This is a genomic window from Thermalbibacter longus (assembly GCF_023806485.1).
GTDB lineage: Bacteria > Chloroflexota > Chloroflexia > Thermomicrobiales > Thermomicrobiaceae > Thermalbibacter > Thermalbibacter longus.
Genome location: NZ_JAMSLR010000002.1, coordinates 112,477 through 132,305, shown reverse-complemented (window position 1 = coordinate 132,305; position 19,829 = coordinate 112,477). Strand labels below are relative to the sequence as shown.

The window sequence follows — 19,829 nt, the reverse complement described above, 5'->3', positions numbered from 1 at the left end:
CCTAGCGCAAGTACAGTGCGGGGTCCTGGTACACGCCGTTCTTCACGATCATGAAGTGGACGTGTGGCCCGGTGGAGTAGCCGGTGCTGCCCATCGGCCCGATGTACTGCCCCTGGTTCACCCACTGCCCCACCTGCACCGGCGGCGGCTCCGCCATGTGCCCGTACCAGGTCACGTAGCCGTTGCCGTGGTCGATCGCCACCGCGTAGCCCAGGCCATAGGTGTTCCAGCCGGAGAAGATCACGGTGCCGCTGTCGGCCGCCACGATCTCGGTGTACATCCGGTTGGCGATGTCCCACCCGTTGTGACCGCGGTGGAAATACTGGGTGATCACCCCCTTGGCCGGCCAGATGAACGAGCCGGTCGGCGCCTGCTGCGCCGGCTGCTCGGGGGTCTTCGCCGGCTCGGGCTCCGGCGTTGCCGTCGGAGATGGCTCCGGGGCCGGGGCGGCTTCGGTGGCCTCGGGCGCAGGGGTCTCGGCCGGTGTCGCTTCGGGAGCCGGGGTATCGGCGGGAGTCGCCTCCGGCGTCGCCTGCTCCGGTGTCGTGGAAGGTTGCGCCTCCTCGGACGCCTGCTGGGTTTCGCCCTCCTGCTGCTCCGCTGCCGGCTCTGGCGTCGTCGTGGCCTCAGGCGTAGCCTCTGGGGTCGTCTCTACGGCCAGAGGCACTGCCGTGGCCTCGTTGGAAGCCGCCTGGTCACCGCTCGCTGTCTCCTGGGCCTGGGAATCCGTGGTCGCTTGGGCAGCTCCCGTGTCCGCTGTCTCAGTGACCTCCGGCTCCGGCGGCGCGGCGGGAAGCGGCTCGGCCCCCGGGATAACCAGCTCCTGCCCGACCAGGATCAGATCCGGGTTGTCGATAGCGTTCGGCGCGTAGCCGTAGATATCCGCCGGGTCGACACCGTAGCGCTCGGCCAGCCCGCGGATCGTGTCGCCTTCCTCCACACGGACGAGGACACCATCGGTCGGGAGGATCGTGAGCTGCTGGCCGGGATAGATCAGATCGGGGTCGGGGATCGTGTTGGCCCAGAGGATCGTCTTCGTCTGGAGCCCGAAGCGCGCGGCGATGCTGCGGATCGTGTCCCCTTCCCGCACGGTGTAGGTGATGACGCTACCTCGCTGGCGCATCGACGCCCCCGGCACCATCAGCAGCTTGCCGGGGGAGAGGTCGGTATCGCTGTGCACGCCGTTGGGGCCGAAGCCGGTGATCGCCTCGACCGTCGTGCCGTAGTAGCCAGCGATGCTCGCCAGCGTATCGCCCGGCTGGACGACGTGGAGCACGCCGTCGGCCGGCGGGATGTCGAGCACGACTCCGGCCGGGAATCGTGCCGCCGGCTCCTGGATGCTGTTGGCCCAGAGCAGGGTCTCCACTGACCGCCCGGTGGCGGCCGCGACGTCCGCCAGCGTCTCCCCCTCGCGGGTGACGTAGTGCGCAAGTGTCAGGCTGGGTGTGGCGGTACCCGGCGCGGGGGTACCTGCAGCCGGCGCGGCGCCGTCGACTGCGGCCTGGCGGCTTCCCTGGGGCAGCGCAGCCGAGAGCCCCGGATGCCAGAGGCTGCTGGCAGCGATCACCGCCACGATGACCGCGAGCAAGACCGGATGGGTGAGCTGCTGCCCTGCCCTGAGGCCCCAGAGCCGCCTCCGTTGCTGGGCATTCATGACCGGTTGGTGTCGCGCGCGGTGGTCGGGAGACGCCGGGCGCCAAACCGGCTCCGGATCGCGCCGGCTGCCAGCCGCGGAGCTCGTTTCGCTGAGCAATTCTGGCCACCAGTCGCAGTGCGATGTCGGTGAGGAGAGCGTGTCGTCGTGCGGGATAGACGAATCAGGTCGCTGCGCACCGCAGCGTCTCATCATCCCTTCCCTTCCCGTCCCCGATGGCCGCCGGTCACCCCCTGAGACAACGACCGCCGGTTCCCGGGGTGAACCCCGCCCGTAGGATAGCCGGGAGAGACTAGACGAGTCAATAGTGAAAAGATGATCTCGTGGACTACAGAATCATTGTTCAGTAAAGAACAAAGCGTACGTGCGCGCGGGAGCGGCCGCGCAGCGCCAAAACGCCGCCCGGCACGCCCCCAGCAAGCGAGGCCACCACTGCCGGGCGAGCCTAGCCGGTTCGAGCCAGCAGGCGAAGCGCGGCCAGCACTCGCTCTTCGAGCGTCGGCGCCTCGGCCGGGCTCACGCGGGAAGCCGCCTCACGCGCTTCCGTTGCCGAATAGCCCAGCGCCATCAACGCCTCGACCACCTCGCGATCCGGGGCCATCTCTGCTCGCTCACCGGAGGGCGCCAGCGCCGGCAGCTTGCCGCGCAGCTCCAGCACGATGCGGCTGGCCGTCTTGCGCCCGATACCCGGCGCCCGGCTGAGACGGTCAACGTCCTCCGCCGCGATGATCTGGCTCAACTCGTCGGGGCGCGCGATCGAGAGCAGCGCCAGCGCGGCCCGCGGGCCCACCCCGCTCACCCCGATCAGCAACTCGAAGAGCTCGAGCTCGGCGGCCGAAGCAAAACCATAGAGAGCCAGCTCGTCCTCCCGCACCCGCAGGTGCGTCACCAGCTCCACCTCCTCGCCCGGCTGGCCGAGGTCAGCCAGCGTGGTCTGCGACGTGTAGAGACGCAGGATGAAGCCATGCAGATCGACGAGCACCGCGCCCGGCTGCTTGGCCACCAGCCGGCCCCGTACCCCCCGGATCACGATGCCTCCCTCCGGACTGGCAGATCGAACACGCGCGCGGCGTTCTCTCCCAGCACGAAGGCCAGCTCCTGTTGGGTCAACCCCGCCCGCCGCACCCGCTCGAGGAACGGTCTCTGCCGCAGCACCGGATAGTCGGTCGCCATCAGCACCCGGTGTACCCCAGCGATATCGATCACCGTCCGGAAAACCTCGAACCGGTAGAGGTAGGTGCTGGCGGCCGAGTCGTAGACCACGTTCCGGGCCGCCCTGGCTACCTCCGGCATCAGCTCGTAGAAGGGCAGGCCACCGCCCCAGTGAGCCGCCACCACCACCTGGTCGGGGAACGCCTCCAGGAAGCGGATAAACCGCTGGGGCCAGGCCGAACCTTTCCCCGGATACAGGTGCCCCAGCGGCTCGCTCACATGGACGAGCAGCGGCTTGGCGTAGGACTGGCACACCTCTACCAGCGGCGCCAGCACCCGCGGCTCGGCGAAGTCGAATCCCTGGGCATCGGCGTTCAGCTCACCGATCCCGGACGCCCCCTCGCGGAAACAGCGCTCCGCCTCCGCCGGCGCGCTCGGGTCACCCGGCACGACGATGCCGAGCCAGGCGACACGCCCGGCGTATTGCCGGCAGGCGGCAGCCAGGTAGTCGTTGTGCTCGCGACACAGCCCAGGATCGGCCCAGGGGAAGCCGCAGGCTACAGAGAGGTCGATCGCCGCCCCGTCCATCGACGCGAGGAGCTCTTCGGCCGTGACGAGAAGCGCGCGAGGGCTCGCATACAGCTCGCCGAACCAGCGGTCGCGACGGCGGTACTCCTCAGGTTGCCGGACGATCTCCGGCGGGAAGATGTGGGTGTGGGCATCGATGATCACCGAGTTACCCGCCGTAGCCGAGGGCAAGGATCACTGCCACGATGGCGATGAAGACCAGCAGGCCGAGCAGCACCAGCGCCACCATCAGCCGGTTCGTCCCGCCGGCCTCGACCGGCACCGGTTCCTCCTCGACGACCGGCTTGACCCAGGCGACGACGGCGGTGGCATTGTCGTTCGTCTGGTGCGCGATCGCCAGCTCGACCAGCCGGCGGGCAGCCTCATCCGGCGGATGCGCCAGCACCGTCGAGGCGATCTCGTCCACGCTCACGAAGTCGTGGACGCCGTCCGTCGTCAGCACCAGGCGGTCGTCACTCAGGAGCCGGAGCTCGAAGATATCCACGTCGACCCGGTGCCGATGCCCGAGCGCGCGGGTGATCACGTTACGGTACTGGCTCTCGCGTGCCTCCTCCTCGGACATCATCCCGGCCGCCACCTGCTCGGCCACCAGCGAGTGGTCGCGCGTGATCTGCGTCGCCCGCTTGGCCCGGATCAAGTAGGCGCGGCTATCGCCGACGTTCGCTACCGTCAGGTCGTGTTCGCGGATGACGGCGGCGACCAGCGTGGTGCCCATCAGGTGCTCTTCGCCGAGCGGCTGCCACTCGCTGAAGATCCGCTCGTTGGCCTGGCGGATCGCCGCACGCAGGCGTTGCGGGATCTCGGTCGGCTCCAGCGGGCTACCGTAGAAGACGTCACGGAGCGTCTCGATCGCGAGCTGAGCCGCAACCTCGCCACGCTGGTATCCCCCCATGCCGTCAGCGACCGCCAGCAGTACGCCGTGACTGCGTGCCAGCTCGCCCTCCGGCTCCGTCAGGAGGACAGCATCCTCGTTTTGCTCGCGGACCGGCCCTGGGTCGGTCGCAGCCCCGACGACCAGCACCGTCTCTCGCGCACGCTGCCGAACCGACAACCCCAGATCCTCCAGCAACCCCCCACCATCGCTAGCGACTAGTATGGAGCGTGACCCGCACGGCGACAACCGAGACCGCCGATGCTCGCCTGGATCGCGTGGTCGTATAATGCCGGTACTGGTTGCTGGCACGAGCAAGGATCGAACTCGATGCGCGCTCACGAGACAGCTCCCGGAACACGCCGCCCCCGCGGGCTGATATCGCGCCGGCGACTGGCCGCGGTCGGGCTCGTGCTGCTTCTCCTGCTCGCGCCAGCCTGCTCACGCAATGAGGTGGAAACGACGGTCGACCCGGCTGACCTCGTGAGCGCTGCGGCCGACCGGCTCGACCAGGTCAAGACGTTTCACTTCCTGCTGACTCACGAGAGCGGTGGAACCCCAATCCTGCAGACCATGCTCCTTACCCAGGCCGAGGGGGACGTAGCGCGGCCGGGGCAGATGAAGGCCCAGCTCGACGTGGAGGCGGTCGGCGCCGCCTTGCAGCTCCAGTTCATCGGCATCGGAGACGAAGCCTGGCTCAGTAACCCCTTCAACCCCGCCGAATGGCAGCCGCTTCCCGATATCGCCGCCGACGATGTCCTCAACGTCGAGGCGTTGCCAGAGGTGTTGCGGAAGATCAGAGACGCGCGCCTGCTCGGCGAGGAGCGCATCGACGGGGTAACCACCTACCACATCCAGGGGAAGCTGCACTCTGCCGACCTCGAAGCCGTCGTCCCGAGCGGCGCCGAGCCAGGGCTGGAAGTGACGGTGGACCTCTGGATCGGCAAGGACGACTCGCTCGTGCGCCGCGTCGTCGTCAGCGGGGCACTCACGTTCAATGAGGCAACCACCATGAAGCGCACGCTCGAGCTCTCCGGCTTCGACCAGCCGGTCGCGATTACGCCGCCCCAGTAACCCGCGGCGAGCGCAAGGATGACCCGCAAATCGCCCCCGCCAGGAACCGGAGACCAGCCGCACGGCGAGCGTCATCCCCTTACGGTGGGTATGGCCAGGAGCCCGATCGCGGCGCTGACACAGTCGCCAGGCCTGCTGGTGGCCGCGCTCGCTCTCGGTGTCTTCTTCGCCGGCCTCGATCAGACGTTGGTGGTAACTATCCTGCCCGACATGATGCCTGATCTCGGCATCACGGTCGACAACTTCGGCCGGGCGGCCTGGATCGTGAACGGCTATCTGCTCGGCTACACCGTGGCCATGCCGCTGATGGGCCGGGTAGCCGATGCGTTCGGCCACCTGCGCATCTACGCGGTCAGCACGCTCGTGTTCCTGGCCGGCTCCGCGATGGTGGCGCTCGCCCCGAACCTGGAGCTGCTCGCCGCCGCCCGCGCCGTGCAGGCGATCGGCGGGGGCGCGATCGTCCCCATCTCGATGGCGATCGCCGGCTCGCGCCTGCCGCTCGGCCGCCGCGCGCTGGCGATCGGGCTCATCGCCGCGCTCGACGACGCCAGCAGCCTGCTCGGCCCGCTCTACGCGGCTGCGCTCGTCGAGCCGCTCGGCTGGCGCGGCCTTTTCTGGCTGAACATCCCGCTGCAGATCCCCTGGCTCCTGGCCGTCGCGCTGCTGGTCCGGCGCACTCCGGCCCTGGGCCAGCACCGGGTCGACTGGCTCGGCGGGCTGCTGCTGGCTGCTGGGCTCGCCTGCCTGACCATCGGGCTCACCCATGAGACAGATGGCGCCGGCTCGGTTTGGATCACTGCGCTTTGGGTCGCTCTGGCGCTCGCCAGCACGGCCGCGTTCGTCGCCCGCCAGCGACGCGCCCCTGACCCGCTCATCCCCGTGCGGGCGCTGCGGCGGCGCGTCGTCGGATCAGGGATGGCGCTCTACTTCATCGACGGCGCGGCGACCATCACGCTCATGATCTGTATCCCGCTGATGACTAACGTGCTGTGGGGCCGCGACCCGCTGCAGGGCGGCCTCAACCTGATGAAGATGATGGTCTGGATGCCGGTGGGCGGAATCCTGGGCGGTTGGTTCGCCCAGCGTCTCGGCTACCGGCCGACCGCGGCCCTGTCGTTTCTGCTCCTGGCGCTGGCCTACCTGGCGATGTACCGCTGGCCGGATTCGCCCGGGTCGGCGATGCTATGGGGTACGCTCCTGATCGCCGGTCTGGGCATCGGCCTGAACGACGCGCCGATCCTCAGCAGTGTACTCGACAACGTGCGCGCTGCCGAGCGGGCGACGACGGCCGCCCTCACCCAGATGGTTCAGACCACTGGCATGATCGCCGGCACCGCGCTGCTGGCGACACAGGGGATCGGCCGCTTCGACCAGCGGGCCGCCGAGCTGTTCCGCCAGCGCGGGCTCAGCGCCTCTCCGGAGGAGTACCAGGCGATCCTGCGAGCGACCTTCGACGAGATCTTCCTGGCAGCCGCGCTGGTGACGTTCCTGGGTGCCGGGTTAGCGCTGTTCCTGGCCCGTGGCCGCCCGCGCCAGCCCGGCTGGTCGCCAGTCGTCGTGGCGACCGGTGGCGACGAACCCTAGCCTGAAGCGCCAGCGCTCACGACCCCTGCATCGCGCGGCGTAGCGCCTGCAAGGCCTCCACCGTCGAGCCGCCGGGCGGGAAGGCAGCCGACCCGGTCACGACCACATCGGCGCCAGCTCTGATCACCGCTGCCACGTTGCTCTCCTTGACCCCGCCGTCGACCTCGATCACCGCCGGCAGGCCGAGCTCGTCGATGAGCCGGCGCAGGCGCTCGACCTTGCGTAGAGCGGCCGGGATAAGCGCCTGCCCGCCGAAACCAGGATCCACGGTCATGATGAGCACCAGGTCGACGAACGGGAGGATCTCCTCGACGGCGGTGAGCGGAGTGGCGGGATTGAGCGCGACGCCGGCCAGTGCTCCGGTCTCGTGGATCTGCCGCACCGCCCGGTGGAGATGCAGGCACGCCTCGGCGTGGATCGTCACGATCGAGGCGCCGGCCGCGACGAAATCCCCGATGTAGCGCTCCGGCTCGACGATCATCAGGTGCACGTCGAGCGGCAAGCTCGTCGCCCGGCGTGCCGCCTCGACGACCGGCAGGCCGAAGCTGATGTTGGGCACGAAGCGGCCGTCCATCACGTCGAGGTGAACGTAGTCGGCCCCGCCCAGCTCGAGCTGCCGGAACGCTTCGGCCAGGTGACCGAAGTCAGCGTTGAGGATCGAGGGCGACAGCGCCGGCCGGCGCGCTCGCAGATCCGGCATGTGGCTCGCAGCTCCTCGCACCTCGCCTGGCGACACCCCAGCGCTGGGGTGATGCTTCCCGTAGAGTGTACCGTGCACTCCGCAGATCAGGCGGCGAGAGGAAGCGTGACCCAGCGATCTCCGTTATCCTTGAAGGGTCAGCGGGCCGCTCAGCGCACATGGCTTAATGAGCGCGAGGCAGAGGTGCCCGCTTGCGAACCCGATCGCGCTGCCAGGAAGAGGTACCGGCCATGCGGCGACACATCTTCAAGATCGGCGATGACCTGTCAGCCTTCGCCGGCGCGGTCTTGTGCCGGGATGTCTCGGTGCCGTCCGACGGCAAACCGGTGACCATCCGGCGCGGGGTTCCGCTGGCCGAAGCCCTGGAACGCCTGCCCCAGGGACACGACGGGATCGAGATTGCCGTCTTGATCCCGGATGCCGGTGAGCTCGCGCAGCCGGACGCCTCGGCACGGCTGGCCGAGGGCGTGGCCGGCCCCGGCATTGCCCTGGACCCGCCGCACCAGGGGCAGGTCAACCTCCGCGCCGCCATCGCGGGGCTGCTCCGGGTCGACGGGGCGGCTGTCGCCCGCCTCAACCGGAGCGGCGTCGCTCTCGTCGCGACCGCGCTGGACGGTCGCGTCGTGGAGGAAGGCGAGACGGTCGCCATCGTCAAGGCGCCCGCCCTGTTCGTCGACGGGGCGAGGGTCGAGCGCGCGCTCGAGGCTCTTCGAGGCAAGCCTGTCGCGCGCGTCGCCCCCTTCCGCGCCCAGCGCGTCGCGATGGTGGCCGGGACGCGCATCCGGCCGGCCCAGCTCGCGGTCGCGACCCGGCACCTCTCCTCGCACCTGGAGCGCTTCGGCGCGCGGCTCGTCGCGACCCGCCACCTCGACAACGACGACCCTGTGGAGATCGCTCGCGCCTACCGCGCGCTCCTGGACGATGGAGTGGAACTCGTGCTGATCGCCGGCTCGATCATGCTCGACCCGGGAGACCCCTTCATGGTGGCGGCCCGGCGCCTTCGCGCGCGAATGGCCTGCGTCGGCGCGCCGATCGACCCGGGCACGATGTTCTGGGTCGCGTACGCCGGCGAGGTGCCGATGTTCGGCCTGGCCTCCTGCGAGCTCTACGGGCGGCTCTCGATCTTCGACCTGCTCCTGCCCTACGCGCTCGCTGGCGAGCCGATCACCCGCGACCTGCTGGCCGAGCTCGGGTACGGCGGGCTGCTCAGCGAGACCCAGCACGCGCGACGGCCACCAGGATGGTACAGCGAGGCCAGCGACGAGGCTGAGACCGCCCACCCGGAGCCGGCCCAGACCAGCGAAACCTGAACTAGGCAGGCGGAGCGATCGCTCCGGCAGCGCACGCTCCTCAGCCGGAGAGACAAGCGCAACGCGCAGGAGAATCCGGCACTGGAGGCACGCATGCGGGATTCGAGCAATTCCGAGAGCGCGCGCATCCTCGTGCCGCTCACGCTCGCCCCGATCAGCGAGTCCAAACTCCCAGTCGCCGAGGAGCAGGCCCGGGCGCTCGACGCGGAGCTGATCCTGCTCCACGTACTGCCACCGGGGACGCTCGATCCGGATACGGTCACGCCGGCCGAGGCGGCAGCCCGCGCCTTCCTCGATACGGCTGTCGCGCGGCTGCGGCGGGCGGGGCTGCGCGCCCGCCAGCTCATCCGCGACGGCCCGATCGCCGAGACGATCGTCGAGGTCGCGCGCTCACTCCCCGCGCGCCTGATCATTCTGGGCATGAACGTCCGCGCGACGTTGCCGAGTATCCTCCGTGGCAGCGTGACCGATCAGGTCATCCGCCACGCCCCCTGCCCCGTCCTCCTCGTGCGGCCCGACCCAGCAGCGGGAGTCGGCCATCCGCTGCGCTCCTTCGCCGAGGATGCCGCGCGGGCTGGCCCGCTCGCACCGCGCCGGCTGGGACTGCGCACCGTTCAGGTAGCCCGGATCGTGGGCAGCGTGAGTAAGGTGCACGAGCTGGGGCCGGATTTCCGCCCGCTCAGGCCCAGTCCGGCGGAGGAGCAGCGCTACCAGCAGATCCGCCAGGCATTCCTGCGCGGTGAGCCGTTGCCGCCGGTCGAGCTCTACAAGCTCGGGTTCGGCTACTACGTGCTCGACGGCCACCACCGCGTCGCGGCCGCGCGCGAGCTCAGCCCGGACGCCGAGATCGATGCCATCGTCACCGAGTTCCTGCCGCTCGGCGATGCAGAAGCCTGGCAAGCGTTCTCCGCCCGACAGGCCTTCGAGCAGGCCACCGGGCTGACGCGGATCGGCGCCACCCAGCCCGGAACCTACTCCCGGCTGGAGGAACTGATCGAGGCATACCGACGCGAGCAGGGATTACCTGATCTCCGCCAGGCGGCACGACGCTGGTACGGCGAGGTCTTCCTGCCGCTCCGCCGGCGCATCCGCGAGCTCCGGCTGATGCGCCGCTTTCCCGGCGAGCGCCCGGCCGACATCATCGCCAGGATCGCCGGCTGGCGCCGGCGCTGGGAGGAGCGCACCGGCGAGCGACTGCCGCTGGTCGAGGCACTCGAGCGCTTCGCAGCGGAACTCGACGCTACGACGGACACCGCGCTCGAGCGGGCACCGTAGCGCTGGCCGGACAACGCCGCTCACGGGAGAGCCCGCCGGACACAGCCGGGCAAGTCTGGCTGTGGCAGGTGCCGGTAGATCACCGCCCCAGCGTTCTCGAAGACCCGCTGGAAGCGCGGATCGTGGGCCAGCGCGTTGCGCAGCGCGACGCAGCAGTCACCGCCGCGGTTCACCGGCGGGCGCTTGGCTACATAGAGGTAGGTGAACTCGACCTCGTGCCGCCGGGACCAGGACTCGATGCAGTTTCCATCCAGGTCAGCGCACGCCTGCACCGCCTGGAAGCGAGCGATCTCTTCTGAGAAGCCGGGCAGCCACTCGTGGCCCTGCACGGTCGCTACGCTCACGCGCTCGGCCAGCACCGGGAACCACTCCGACGACCGGTCGTCGGGCCAGTTGTCCCTGCTGATGACGAGGAAGGTACTCCATTCCGGTGTATGCTCAGCGATCCAGGCCATCGCTTCGCGCTCGGCTGGGGGCAGCGTGGTCAGCACTGGGTGGCGAGCGTCGAGCTGGGCCTTGGCTGTGAACAGGAGGATGAGCGCGAAGGCGAGCGCCGCGGCCGGACTACGCAGGGGTCGGGTGCGGCGGCCGCTCACCGCCGGCAACACGACCTCGGCGATCCCGATGCCGGCCATCATTGCCAGTGGGACGCTGCCCCAGGTGAGAGCCTTCCGGGGATCGAGCGCGAAGGCGACGACGACCCAGGCAGGGAGGAACCACCAGCGTCGCCGGACGCAGACGAGCGCCCCGAGCAGCGCGATAGCTCGCAGCATCGGGAAGAACGGCTCCTCGGTCAGTTGCAGCCGTAGCAGGCCGAGATCGATACCCAGATCCGGCGCGAAGCCGAGGTCGGTCGCCGAGCGGAACGGGGAGAGCCCGTGCCGGAGCAAGACGGTGAGCCACCAGGGAGACGAGAGAGCGAGCGTGGCGCCGGCAACGATGGCCGAATCGATGACCGCCTGGCGCGACCGCCCGACGGCGAGGAAGACGAGCAGCCCGCTGAAGGCGAGGAACCAGGTCGCTTCCAGGTGTGTGAGGACGGTCAAACCGGAAAACACGGACGCCAGCACGAGGTGTCTTCGACCCTGGCGGGTGTACAGCAGGTAGAGCTGGTGGAGCGACAGCAGGGCGAACAGGAAGCCTGGGGAGCGCGTCAACCCTCCCCCGACGATCTCCCAATTGAAGCTGCGCAGCCAGAGGGCGAAGGCGGCGGTGGCGGCGACGACTGGCAACCCTGGCTTCAGCAGCGCCCGCGCCAGCCCGACGAACGCGAACATGGTCAGCAGGCTGAAGGCCAGCGGGAAGAAGCGGAGGATGTCGAGCAGGTTGAGCGGCGTGAGCGAATCGAGAAGACCAGCGAGATAGAAGGCGAGGGGCGGGTAGGCGAAGGGGATGCCGGCCTCGTTGTAGCTGGTGGTCGCGGGGAGCGCATAGCCGGCGCGCTGGAGGTCTCGCACCATGGCGTAGAACAGCCCGCCGTCGTTCAGAGGGAAGTCACTGGTGAGCACGAAGACGCTGCGCAGGTAGGCGCCGAGCGCGAGGGTACCGCCGAACGCGAGCAGGGGCGCGACTCGCTCCCACGGGATCGCTCGATCCCACCGCTCCAGGCGCGGTAGAGCTACGGTGACCTGTGCCTTCGGCCAGGCGAGCGTCTGCCTGAAAAACCCATCGAGGAAGCGCTGGCCTGGCTCAGTGCGTGGTCTGGTGAGTACTCCAGTCTCGACCCTCGGAGTGCTTCTCCGTTCGCGTTCGCGCAACGTCCGTCTCCATGCTCGCTCGCACGGGCAGGAGAACTGCCCGTGGCGGGGCTGCATGCCCCAGGTCTATTCCTTACGTCGCTGCTAGGCCACGGGCACAGCTCGCTGGCGATCGCGCGGGGTGATGCGATGGCTGCTGCCCGTGGCGCGAGCTACTGCGCTGGCGGCCTGCCGTCCGGTGCGGGTCGACGGCTGGATCTCTCGCTCTGGCCCGCCAGCGCCGACCGAGAGCCCCGGTGAGTGTACTTCACGAGGCGGGATGCCTTCGGTACCAGGAGCACGCCGTCCGGTTCCGGCACGGTGCCCAGGCTTCCCGATCACATCAACGGCACCGGCGCCGCTCCGGATTTATCGTTGACCGGGCAGCGGTTCGTTCGGCTGGCGACCGGCGCCTTTCCTGCCGTGCCGGTGGACAACGCTGGCCGGGCCCTCTGGCAGCAGTTCCCCGCTCGCTCGACGGTCGAGGAAGCTCGACACGACGCCGCGGCGCTGTCATCGCGCGGAGCGTCGCTGTCCCCGTGGCCGTTTGCCGCTGCGCGCGTCCAGTCCGTATACTTCGCTGACCGTTGGAGGCACGGTACGCAGGCACACGCGATTATGATCAGCAGCTTGCAGCGATTCGAAGACTTCGTCGAGCGCCTGATGGAGGGGTCGGTCGGGCGCATCTTCCGTACCCCGATCCAGCCGTCGGAGATCGGGCGCCGGCTCGAGCGGGCGATGGAGAGCCAGAAACTCTCGACCGTCGAGGGGCCGATCGTCCCCAACGACTACCTGGTCCGGCTCAACCCCGAGGACATGGTGCAGTTCGCCGACTTCCTCAGCCCGCTCTGCATCCAGATGGAGGAGTGGCTGCTCGACCTGGCCGAGGAGCGCGACTACGGCTTCATCGACCACGTGCGCGTCCAGATCGTCGCCGACCCCAACGTGCCCCGGCGCGCCATCCAGGTCGAGGCGTCGATCGCCCAGATCCCCGATTACGACCCCGCGGCGCAGCAGCAGTGGCAACGCACCGAGATCTACCGCGCCATCGAGGAGACGGGAAACGTCACCCCCAAGTTCCTGCGGGTGGTCGATGGCCCGCTGCCCGAGCAGCTCTTCCTGATCCGCCAGAAGGTCACCACCATCGGCCGGGCGCCGGATAACGACGTCGTCCTCGAAGTGCCGGAGGTCTCCCGGCACCACGCCCGCCTGGAGTACCATGAGGGCACGTTCGAGATCGTCGATCTGGGATCGACCAACGGCACGCTGGTGAACGGGGTCGCGGTCACCCGCACGCCCTTGAGCGACGGGGACGAGCTGACCTTCGGCACAGTTCGGCTGCAGTTCCTGCCGTACGAGACGTCCCAGATCGCAGCCAGCACCACTGCGAGGCCATGATCACCGCGCTCCCGTTCGAGTGGTTCATCTTGCTCCTGCGGCTCGTGTTCGTCTTCCTCCTCTACTTCTTCCTGCTGCTGGTGATCCGGGTCACGCTGCGGGAACTGGCTGCGGTCGCGTCGGCACAGCGGGGTGGCAGCTCTTCGATCGGCCACCTCATCGTGCAGTCACCCGGGATGAGCTCGCTACGGCCTGGCACGCGCCTGCCGCTCGAGCCGGTCAGCGTGATCGGCCGTCACCCGCAGTGCACGATCCGGCTGGACGACAGCTTCGTGTCGACCGAACACGCGCAGTTGACCTGGGATAAGGGACGTTGGTGGATCAGCGATCTGGGCAGCACCAACGGGACGCGCGTCAACGGGCAGCCGGTGACGGCTCCCACCGGCCTGCGCTATGGTGACGTCATCGAGCTGGGGGATGTCCGGCTCGTTCTCTCGCCGTAGCAGGGAACGACCGGAACGTCGGAAGGGATCGGGCTCTGGGCACAGCCGGCAAGACGCGCTCAATCCATCGTCGTGACCGGTTGGCGGCTGCGGGCATCCGCAGCTTCGGCAAGCGCGTCGCCAGTGGCTCGCGCCGGCCGGCCAGGCGTGCCCCCGGGCGCAGGCTCGCCCTGGTAGCCGTAGGGCTGGCCGCAGTCATCCTGGCGGTCGCCCTGCTGCGTGCGCCCTCCGGCAGCGACGACGTGATCCCGCGCGGGGTTACGGTCGCCGGGGCCGACCTCGGCGGGCTCACGCGCCAGCAAGCGGTACAGGTGCTCGAAACGCACCTCGCTCGGCTCGAGACGGCTCCGGTCACGCTCACCTTCGAAGGACGCACCTGGCAACCGACGCTCGCTGAGCTGGGTGGCAACATCGACCTCGAGCGGACGCTCGACCGGGCGACGGAGCGGCAGTCGCTCCTCGCCCGGCTGCGAACCGAACTGCTCGGCTCCGCCCCCGAACCGGTACCGCTCTACGTCACCCTCGACCAGCGGCAGCTCGACCAGTACCTGAGCCGGCTGGCCGGGGAGATCGATCGGCCGCCGTCGATCCCCCGGCTCGAGCTTCGCGATGGGCAGCTCCTGCTGCACGAGCCGCAGCCAGGCGTGCGTGTCGACCAGGGCAGGCTGCGCGAGGCGGTCATCCACGCGCTCCAGCGCCTGGAGCCCAGCACCGTCGAGATCCCCGTCCAGGCAGTACCAGCCGCGTACAGCGAGCAGGACGTGGAGAGGGCTGTCGCGACGTTGCGAGGCTTCCTGTCCCAGCCCTTGACGCTGACCTTCGAAGGCCGCACCTGGGAGATCGACCCGGAAACGGTCGCCACGCTGCTCCTGCTGGTCGAGCGGCCGGAAGCGCCAGCCGGGCAGCGCCTGGCGGTACGCTTCGCTGAGGAGCAGACCGCGAGCTACCTGGGAACCCTCCTCGGCGATCTCTGGCGCCCGGCGAAGGACGCCGAAGTCGCCTGGGACGGGCAGCGCGTGGTCGCGGTATCGGAGAGCCAGGACGGGCTGGAGCTGGATCTCCCGGCGATGCTCGCTGCCCTCGACGAGGCGATCGAGCGGGGAGCCAGCGAGGTGCCGGTGCAGGTGAAGCGGATCGAGCCGGCGATCTCTTCGGGTAACCTAGAGGAGCTGGGCATCCGCGAGCTGATCGGCGTCGGGGAGACGGTCTACGCCGGCTCGTCGCCGGAACGCGCCCACAACATCCGCGTGGCGGCCGAGTACCTCGACGGTACCCTGATCCCGCCCGGCGCTACCTTCTCCTTCAACGAGGCCATCGGCCCGATCACCGAGGAGCGCGGCTATCGCGAGGGCTACGTGATCCTGGCCGAGGAGACGGTTCCGGGCATCGGCGGTGGGGTGTGCCAGGTGGCAACCACGACGTTCCGCGCGGCCTTCTTCGCCGGCCTGCCCTTCGTCGAGCGGCATCCGCACCGCTACCGCGTGCTCTGGTACGAGCTGGACGGCTGGCCGGTCGGCTTCGACGCTGCAATCTTCCAGCCAGGTGCTGACCTGAAGTTCCAGAACACCACCGGGGCACATATTCTAGTCCAGACCGAGGTGACCGAGGAAAAACTGTACGTCTATCTCTACGGCACCTCGCTCGGCTACGACGTCGAGCTAGCGGGGCCGGAGATCGCCAACGAGGTGCCCCCGCCACCGGATGTGGAGGAGGTCGACCCCAGCCTGGCACCGGGTGAGCGGCGGCAGGTCGAGTGGGCAAAGGCTGGCATGGACGTTACCATTACCCGAGTGTTCAAGCGCGGGGGACAGGTGGTCCAGACTGAGCGTTTCTTCACTCGCTACCAGCCGTGGGGCAACAAGTACCTGGTGGGGCCGGCGCCGGCGGAAGAGCCGACGCCCGTCGTTGAAGAGCCAGTACCCACCCCGGGGGACCAAACGCCGGTCGATCCCGAGACCGGTGAACAGCCTGCAGGAGAAGAGACACCGGTACCGGAGGAACCAGCGGCGAGCCCGACGCCCGAGGGCTGAGCGGCGTAGGAGTCGAGGAACAGGGAAGGGGAGCACGTGAAGCGGGTACGCGTGATGATCCTGGCAGCGGTACTCATGGCCAGCTTCTTGCCGGCTACATCGGCACTGAGCGCGCCGAGCGCGCCCGAGGATCTTCTAATGCCCCGCTATTTCCCGGAGACTGGCTTCTGGGTGCAAGGCATCTTCCGGCAGTACTGGGAGACGCACGGTGGCCTCTACGTCCACGGCTATCCGATTACCGGTGTCTTCGAGCAAGATGGATACTACCGCCAGTACTTCGAGCGCTCGGTGTTCGAATACCACCCGGAAAACGCCGGCACGCCGTATGAAGTACTCCTGATGCGACTGGGAGCCTGGCGCATCGAGGGCCGGCAGGGAGAAGCGCCGTTTCAGCCGATCCCAGCGTTTCCCAGTTCGGACGACCACTGGTACTTCCCAGAGACACAGCACTCGCTGAGCTACGGGTTCAAGGCTTTCTGGATCGCGAACGGTGGCCTGCCGAACTTCGGTTACCCGCTTTCGCAGGAATTCGACGAGCGCAACCCCGATCCACCGGCCGGTGACGGCCAGGTGCACACGGTGCAGTACTTCGAGCGCGCGCGCTTCGAGTGGCACCCGGAGAACCGCGGCACCCAGTGGGAGGTGCTGCTCGGATTGCTGGGCCGCGAGTACTTGCAGCACCGCGGAGCGCCACCGGAGGCGCTCGCCCGCCAGGACCCGAACATGCCGCCGCCCGATCCGATCTCGGGACGCCACTATGGCCCGCACGTCGGCTACGGCTTCAACATCCACTGGCGCGGCGACGGCGAGGCCGACAGCTTCAACCAGAAGACGCTGGACATGGTGAAGGGCGCCGGTTTCTCCTGGGTCCGCTTCCAGATCGAGTGGTCCAACATCGAGCGTGAGCCAGGCCGCTATTCCACCGGCGGCCTGGACTTGATCATCAACCGCGCGCACGAGAACGGCGTGAAGATGATCGTCAGCATCTCCCACGCGCCGTCCTGGCTCGATCCCAACCACGGCATCCCGACCGACACCGCCCCGTTCCGCCGCCTGATGGAGCACCTGGCCGAGCGCTACCGTGGCAAGGTACAGGCCTGGGAGATCTGGAACGAGCAGAACCTCGTCTGGGTACCCGGCCAGCAGGTCGACGTCGGCCGCTACGTCGAACTGCTGAAGGCCGGCTATCAGGGGGTCAAGGCCGGCGATCCCAACGCTATCGTGCTCTTTGGTGGCCTGACGCCGACCGGCGTCATGGATCCGTCGATCGCCATCGACGACGTCGAGTATCTCCGGCGGGCCTACGCGTACAATAATGGCGAGGTCAAGCAGTACTTCGACCACCTGGCGGCTCACCCGGGGAGCAACCAGAACCCGCCCGACACCATGTGGCCGGGCAACCCAGGGCCAGGGCCAGGCTGGCAGGATCACCCCAGCTTCTACTTCCGGCGGGTGGAGCAACTCCGCCAGGTGATGGTGGAGAACGGCGACGCAGCCAAGCAGATCTGGCTCACCGAGTTCGGCTGGACGACCGCGAACCAGGCGCCAGGGTACGAATACGGGCAATACACCAGCGAGGAAGAACAAGCCCAGTATCTCGTGCGGGCGTTCGAGATCGCGAAGACCGAATGGCCCTGGATGGGCGTGATGGCGGTCTGGAACCTGAACTTCAGCGTGGTCGTGCCGCCCGCGGACGAGAAGTATCCGTGGTCCGTGCTCTACGGGGACTGGAGCCCGCGACCGGCTTACCGGGCGCTGCAAGCGATGCCGAAGTAAGCGAAGCGCATCGATCCTGGGGCGCGCCCGCACGACGGTCTGCGTCGCACGCATGCTTCACCGCTCGGCCGTCGCCGGGCGCGCCGTTCGGAGGAAGTCGATGGCGATCCCTGGAACGCTCTCGCTGGTTCTTCCAGCGCATAACGAGGTGCTGAACCTCGAGGCCGTCGTGCGTCGGGCGCTCGAGGTCCTCCCTGAACTCACCGAGAATTTCGAGATCATCGTCGTCGACGATGGCAGCCGGGATGGCACCGCCGAGCTGGCCGACCGGCTCGCCGCCGAGTCGCCGCGGGTACGTGTCGTGCACCATCCGGTCAACCGTGGGTACGGTGCCGCTCTCACGTCGGGGTTCCAGGCTGCCACGGGCGACTACATCATGTTCATGGATGCCGACCAGCAGTTCGACCCGGCTGACCTGGCCCACCTGGCACCGTTCGTGCCCCAGGCCGATATCGTCGCCGGTTACCGGATCGAGCGGCGCGACCCCTGGATCCGGTTAGTCTACGCCCGCATCTTCAACCTGTGCATGCGACTGCTCTTCGGGCTGAACGTCCGCGATATCGACTGCGCCTTCAAGATCTACCGGGCCGACCTCTTGAAGGCGATCGAGATCACGACGGCTGGGGCGCTCATCAATACCGAGTTGCTGGTCAAAGCCAGACGAGCCGGCGCCACCATCGTCGAGGTCGGCGTCCGGCACTTTCCCCGACCGACCGGAGAGTCCTCCGGCGGCAGCCCCAGGGTCATCCTGCGCGCCATGCGCGAGACGATCTGGCTCTGGTGGCACATGCTCGGCTACCGGCCGCCCGCGGTGCCGACCCGTGGCCAGCCGATCCCGGCGCGCCTCTTCCTGGTGCGCGCGCTTGCCCTGGCGGCGATCGGGATCGGCGCGCTGGCGGCCACGACTGCCTGGGTGCTCCGGCGGCGAGGTTGAGCTTCGGCCCGCTCCGGCAGGCGACTCCCCCGCCGCTCACGAGGCATTGAGATCCAGCGGCGGTGCCACGCCAGCGGCACTCGCAGCCAGGCGTGCCCGCAGCTCGCTGGGCTGCAGACCCTCGAGGAGTACCCGCTTCCGTCGCGAGCGCTCGCCGGCCACCAGCCGGACTCTTCTGGCGGGCAGGCCCAGCAACTTGCTCAGCAGGTCGACTAGCGCCCGGTTCGCGGCGCCCTCGACCGGCGGTGCCGCCAACCGCACACGGAGCGCGCCTCGCTCGACACCGGTGACCTCGCTCTTCCCGGCTCTCGGCGTCACCTGCACCCAGAGCTCGACTCCCCCCGGCGTTTCCCGGAGCTCGAGTCCCCCTGTTGCCTCGCTCATCAGTCCACTATCCCGGTGGAGCGCCCATCGAGCGGGTGTCAACGGCTACCTCGATCGGCCGGACACCGCCTGCTTGACCGGCTCTGCCAGCGTCGCATTGAGGCTGCCAGAACGGTAGCCCTCGAGATCCAGCGTCACGAAGCGGTAGCCGGCGGCACGCAGGCGCTCGACGATCTGCTCGCGCAGCTCGACCACCCGCGGCAGGTCCTCCGGCTGCATCTCCAGCCGGGCGATCTCGTCGTGGTGGCGGACCCGGAACCCGCGGAACCCCAGCTCGCGCAGCGCCCGCTCGGCCGCCGCCACCTGGCGCAGCTTCTCCACGGTGATCGGCGTTCCGTACGGGAACCGGGACGAGAGGCAGGCGTACGCCGGCTTGTCCCACGTCCGCAGCCCGAAGCGTTGCGACAGGGCACGGATCTCGGCCTTGGTCAGCCCAGCTTCCTGGAGCGGGCTCCGCACGCCTAGCTTGCGCGCCGCCCGCAGGCCCGGCCGGAAGTCGGCAAGATCGTCCGCGTTGGTGCCGTCGATCACGTGCGCGAGGCCACGGTCCCTGGCCAGCTCCAGGAGCTTGCCGTACAGCTCGTTCTTGCAGAAATAGCAGCGCTGGTGGGAGTTCATCGCGTAGCGGGGGTCGGTGAGCTCCTCGGTGCGCACCATCACGTGCTCGACCCCCAGCTCGGCCGCCAGCTCGCGCGCCTCGGCGATCTCCTCTTCGGGATAGGTATCGGAGAGGCCTGTGGCAGCGATCACCCGCTCGCCGAGCACCTCGCGCGCCGCGTAGAGCAGGAGGGTGCTGTCGACGCCGGCGCTATAGGCGACGACTGCCGATCCCAGCTCCGCCAGGATCTGCTTGAGCCGCTCGTACTTCGCCCACGTGCTCGCTTCGACCATCGGTCTCGCTCGATATCCCCGGCCAGCGG

Annotated in this window: 17 protein-coding genes; 9 read left to right on the top strand and 8 right to left on the bottom strand. The window is 68.9% G+C overall.

The features are described from left to right. Position 1: 1 nt before the first annotated feature. The 4 genes from NET02_RS03715 to NET02_RS03700 all read right to left on the bottom strand — a co-directional run bounded on the left by NET02_RS03715 (position 2) and on the right by NET02_RS03700 (position 4,445). Positions 2-1,846, bottom strand: a complete 1,845-nt coding sequence (locus NET02_RS03715) for a LysM peptidoglycan-binding domain-containing protein (RefSeq protein WP_284056028.1) — start codon at positions 1,844-1,846, stop codon at positions 2-4. Between the two features lie 253 nt (positions 1,847-2,099). Further along, positions 2,100-2,684 carry a Holliday junction branch migration protein RuvA gene (gene ruvA, locus NET02_RS03710; protein ID WP_284056027.1) on the bottom strand — a complete coding sequence of 195 codons (585 nt, stop codon included), beginning with the start codon at positions 2,682-2,684 and terminating at the stop codon, positions 2,100-2,102. Continuing rightward, positions 2,681-3,538: an amidohydrolase family protein gene (locus NET02_RS03705; protein WP_284056026.1), complete on the bottom strand. Its 858-nt coding sequence runs from the start codon at positions 3,536-3,538 to the stop codon at positions 2,681-2,683. Before NET02_RS03705 ends, ruvA begins: the two co-directional genes overlap by 4 nt. 4 nt (positions 3,539-3,542) lie before the next feature. Continuing rightward, the gene (locus NET02_RS03700; protein WP_284056025.1) at positions 3,543-4,445 is read right to left on the bottom strand and encodes a PP2C family protein-serine/threonine phosphatase; all 903 of its coding nucleotides are present in this window, start codon (positions 4,443-4,445) and stop codon (positions 3,543-3,545) included. A 150-nt stretch (positions 4,446-4,595) separates the two neighbouring features. Here NET02_RS03700 and NET02_RS03695 point away from each other — a divergent pair, with 150 nt between their 5' ends. Together NET02_RS03695 and NET02_RS03690 are read left to right on the top strand one after the other, a co-directional pair. Further along, positions 4,596-5,339 carry an LppX_LprAFG lipoprotein gene (locus tag NET02_RS03695; RefSeq protein WP_284056024.1) on the top strand — a complete coding sequence of 248 codons (744 nt, stop codon included), beginning with the start codon at positions 4,596-4,598 and terminating at the stop codon, positions 5,337-5,339. Between the two features lie 18 nt (positions 5,340-5,357). Continuing rightward, positions 5,358-6,923, top strand: a complete 1,566-nt coding sequence (locus NET02_RS03690; RefSeq protein WP_284056023.1) for an MFS transporter — start codon at positions 5,358-5,360, stop codon at positions 6,921-6,923. A gap of 16 nt (positions 6,924-6,939) precedes the next feature. Here the strand turns inward: NET02_RS03690 and rpe are convergent, their stop codons facing one another. Next, entirely contained in the window at positions 6,940-7,623 is a 684-nt protein-coding gene (gene rpe / locus NET02_RS03685) for a ribulose-phosphate 3-epimerase (protein ID WP_284056022.1), read from the bottom strand. Positions 7,624-7,853: 230 nt separating this feature from the next. Here rpe and NET02_RS03680 point away from each other — a divergent pair, with 230 nt between their 5' ends. Both NET02_RS03680 and NET02_RS03675 read left to right on the top strand, forming a co-directional pair. Continuing rightward, positions 7,854-8,933 carry a molybdopterin-binding domain-containing protein gene (locus tag NET02_RS03680; RefSeq protein WP_284056021.1) on the top strand — a complete coding sequence of 360 codons (1,080 nt, stop codon included), beginning with the start codon at positions 7,854-7,856 and terminating at the stop codon, positions 8,931-8,933. Between the two features lie 93 nt (positions 8,934-9,026). Beyond that, positions 9,027-10,208 carry a universal stress protein gene (locus tag NET02_RS03675; protein WP_284056020.1) on the top strand — a complete coding sequence of 394 codons (1,182 nt, stop codon included), beginning with the start codon at positions 9,027-9,029 and terminating at the stop codon, positions 10,206-10,208. Between the two features lie 20 nt (positions 10,209-10,228). Here NET02_RS03675 and NET02_RS03670 read toward each other — a convergent pair whose 3' ends face one another. Further along, complete coding sequence (locus tag NET02_RS03670) at positions 10,229-11,965, bottom strand: ArnT family glycosyltransferase (RefSeq protein WP_284056019.1); 1,737 nt, start codon at positions 11,963-11,965, stop codon at positions 10,229-10,231. Between the two features lie 240 nt (positions 11,966-12,205). Between NET02_RS03670 and NET02_RS03665 the strand changes: the two genes are divergently transcribed. From NET02_RS03665 to NET02_RS03645, 5 genes are all read left to right on the top strand, one after another. After that, positions 12,206-13,342, top strand: coding sequence for an FHA domain-containing protein (locus tag NET02_RS03665; protein WP_284056018.1), 1,137 nt, complete (start codon positions 12,206-12,208; stop codon positions 13,340-13,342). Further along, a complete protein-coding gene (locus NET02_RS03660; RefSeq protein WP_284056017.1) occupies positions 13,339-13,785 on the top strand; it encodes an FHA domain-containing protein in 447 nt (148 codons plus the stop codon). The genes NET02_RS03665 and NET02_RS03660 overlap by 4 nt, the downstream gene beginning before the upstream one ends. An 80-nt stretch (positions 13,786-13,865) precedes the next feature. After that, the gene (locus NET02_RS03655) at positions 13,866-15,815 is read left to right on the top strand and encodes a VanW family protein (RefSeq protein WP_284056016.1); all 1,950 of its coding nucleotides are present in this window, start codon (positions 13,866-13,868) and stop codon (positions 15,813-15,815) included. Between the two features lie 36 nt (positions 15,816-15,851). After that, on the top strand, positions 15,852-17,591 hold the full coding sequence (locus NET02_RS03650) for a cellulase family glycosylhydrolase (protein ID WP_284056015.1): 1,740 nt from the start codon (positions 15,852-15,854) through the stop codon (positions 17,589-17,591). 100 nt (positions 17,592-17,691) lie between these two features. Then, a complete protein-coding gene (locus tag NET02_RS03645) occupies positions 17,692-18,525 on the top strand; it encodes a glycosyltransferase family 2 protein (RefSeq protein ID WP_284056014.1) in 834 nt (277 codons plus the stop codon). A gap of 36 nt (positions 18,526-18,561) precedes the next feature. Here the strand turns inward: NET02_RS03645 and NET02_RS03640 are convergent, their stop codons facing one another. Both NET02_RS03640 and larE read right to left on the bottom strand, forming a co-directional pair. After that, positions 18,562-18,909 carry a DUF167 domain-containing protein gene (locus tag NET02_RS03640; RefSeq protein ID WP_284056013.1) on the bottom strand — a complete coding sequence of 116 codons (348 nt, stop codon included), beginning with the start codon at positions 18,907-18,909 and terminating at the stop codon, positions 18,562-18,564. Positions 18,910-18,954: 45 nt separating this feature from the next. Then, a complete protein-coding gene (gene larE / locus NET02_RS03635; RefSeq protein WP_284056012.1) occupies positions 18,955-19,800 on the bottom strand; it encodes an ATP-dependent sacrificial sulfur transferase LarE in 846 nt (281 codons plus the stop codon). Positions 19,801-19,829 lie beyond the last annotated feature (29 nt).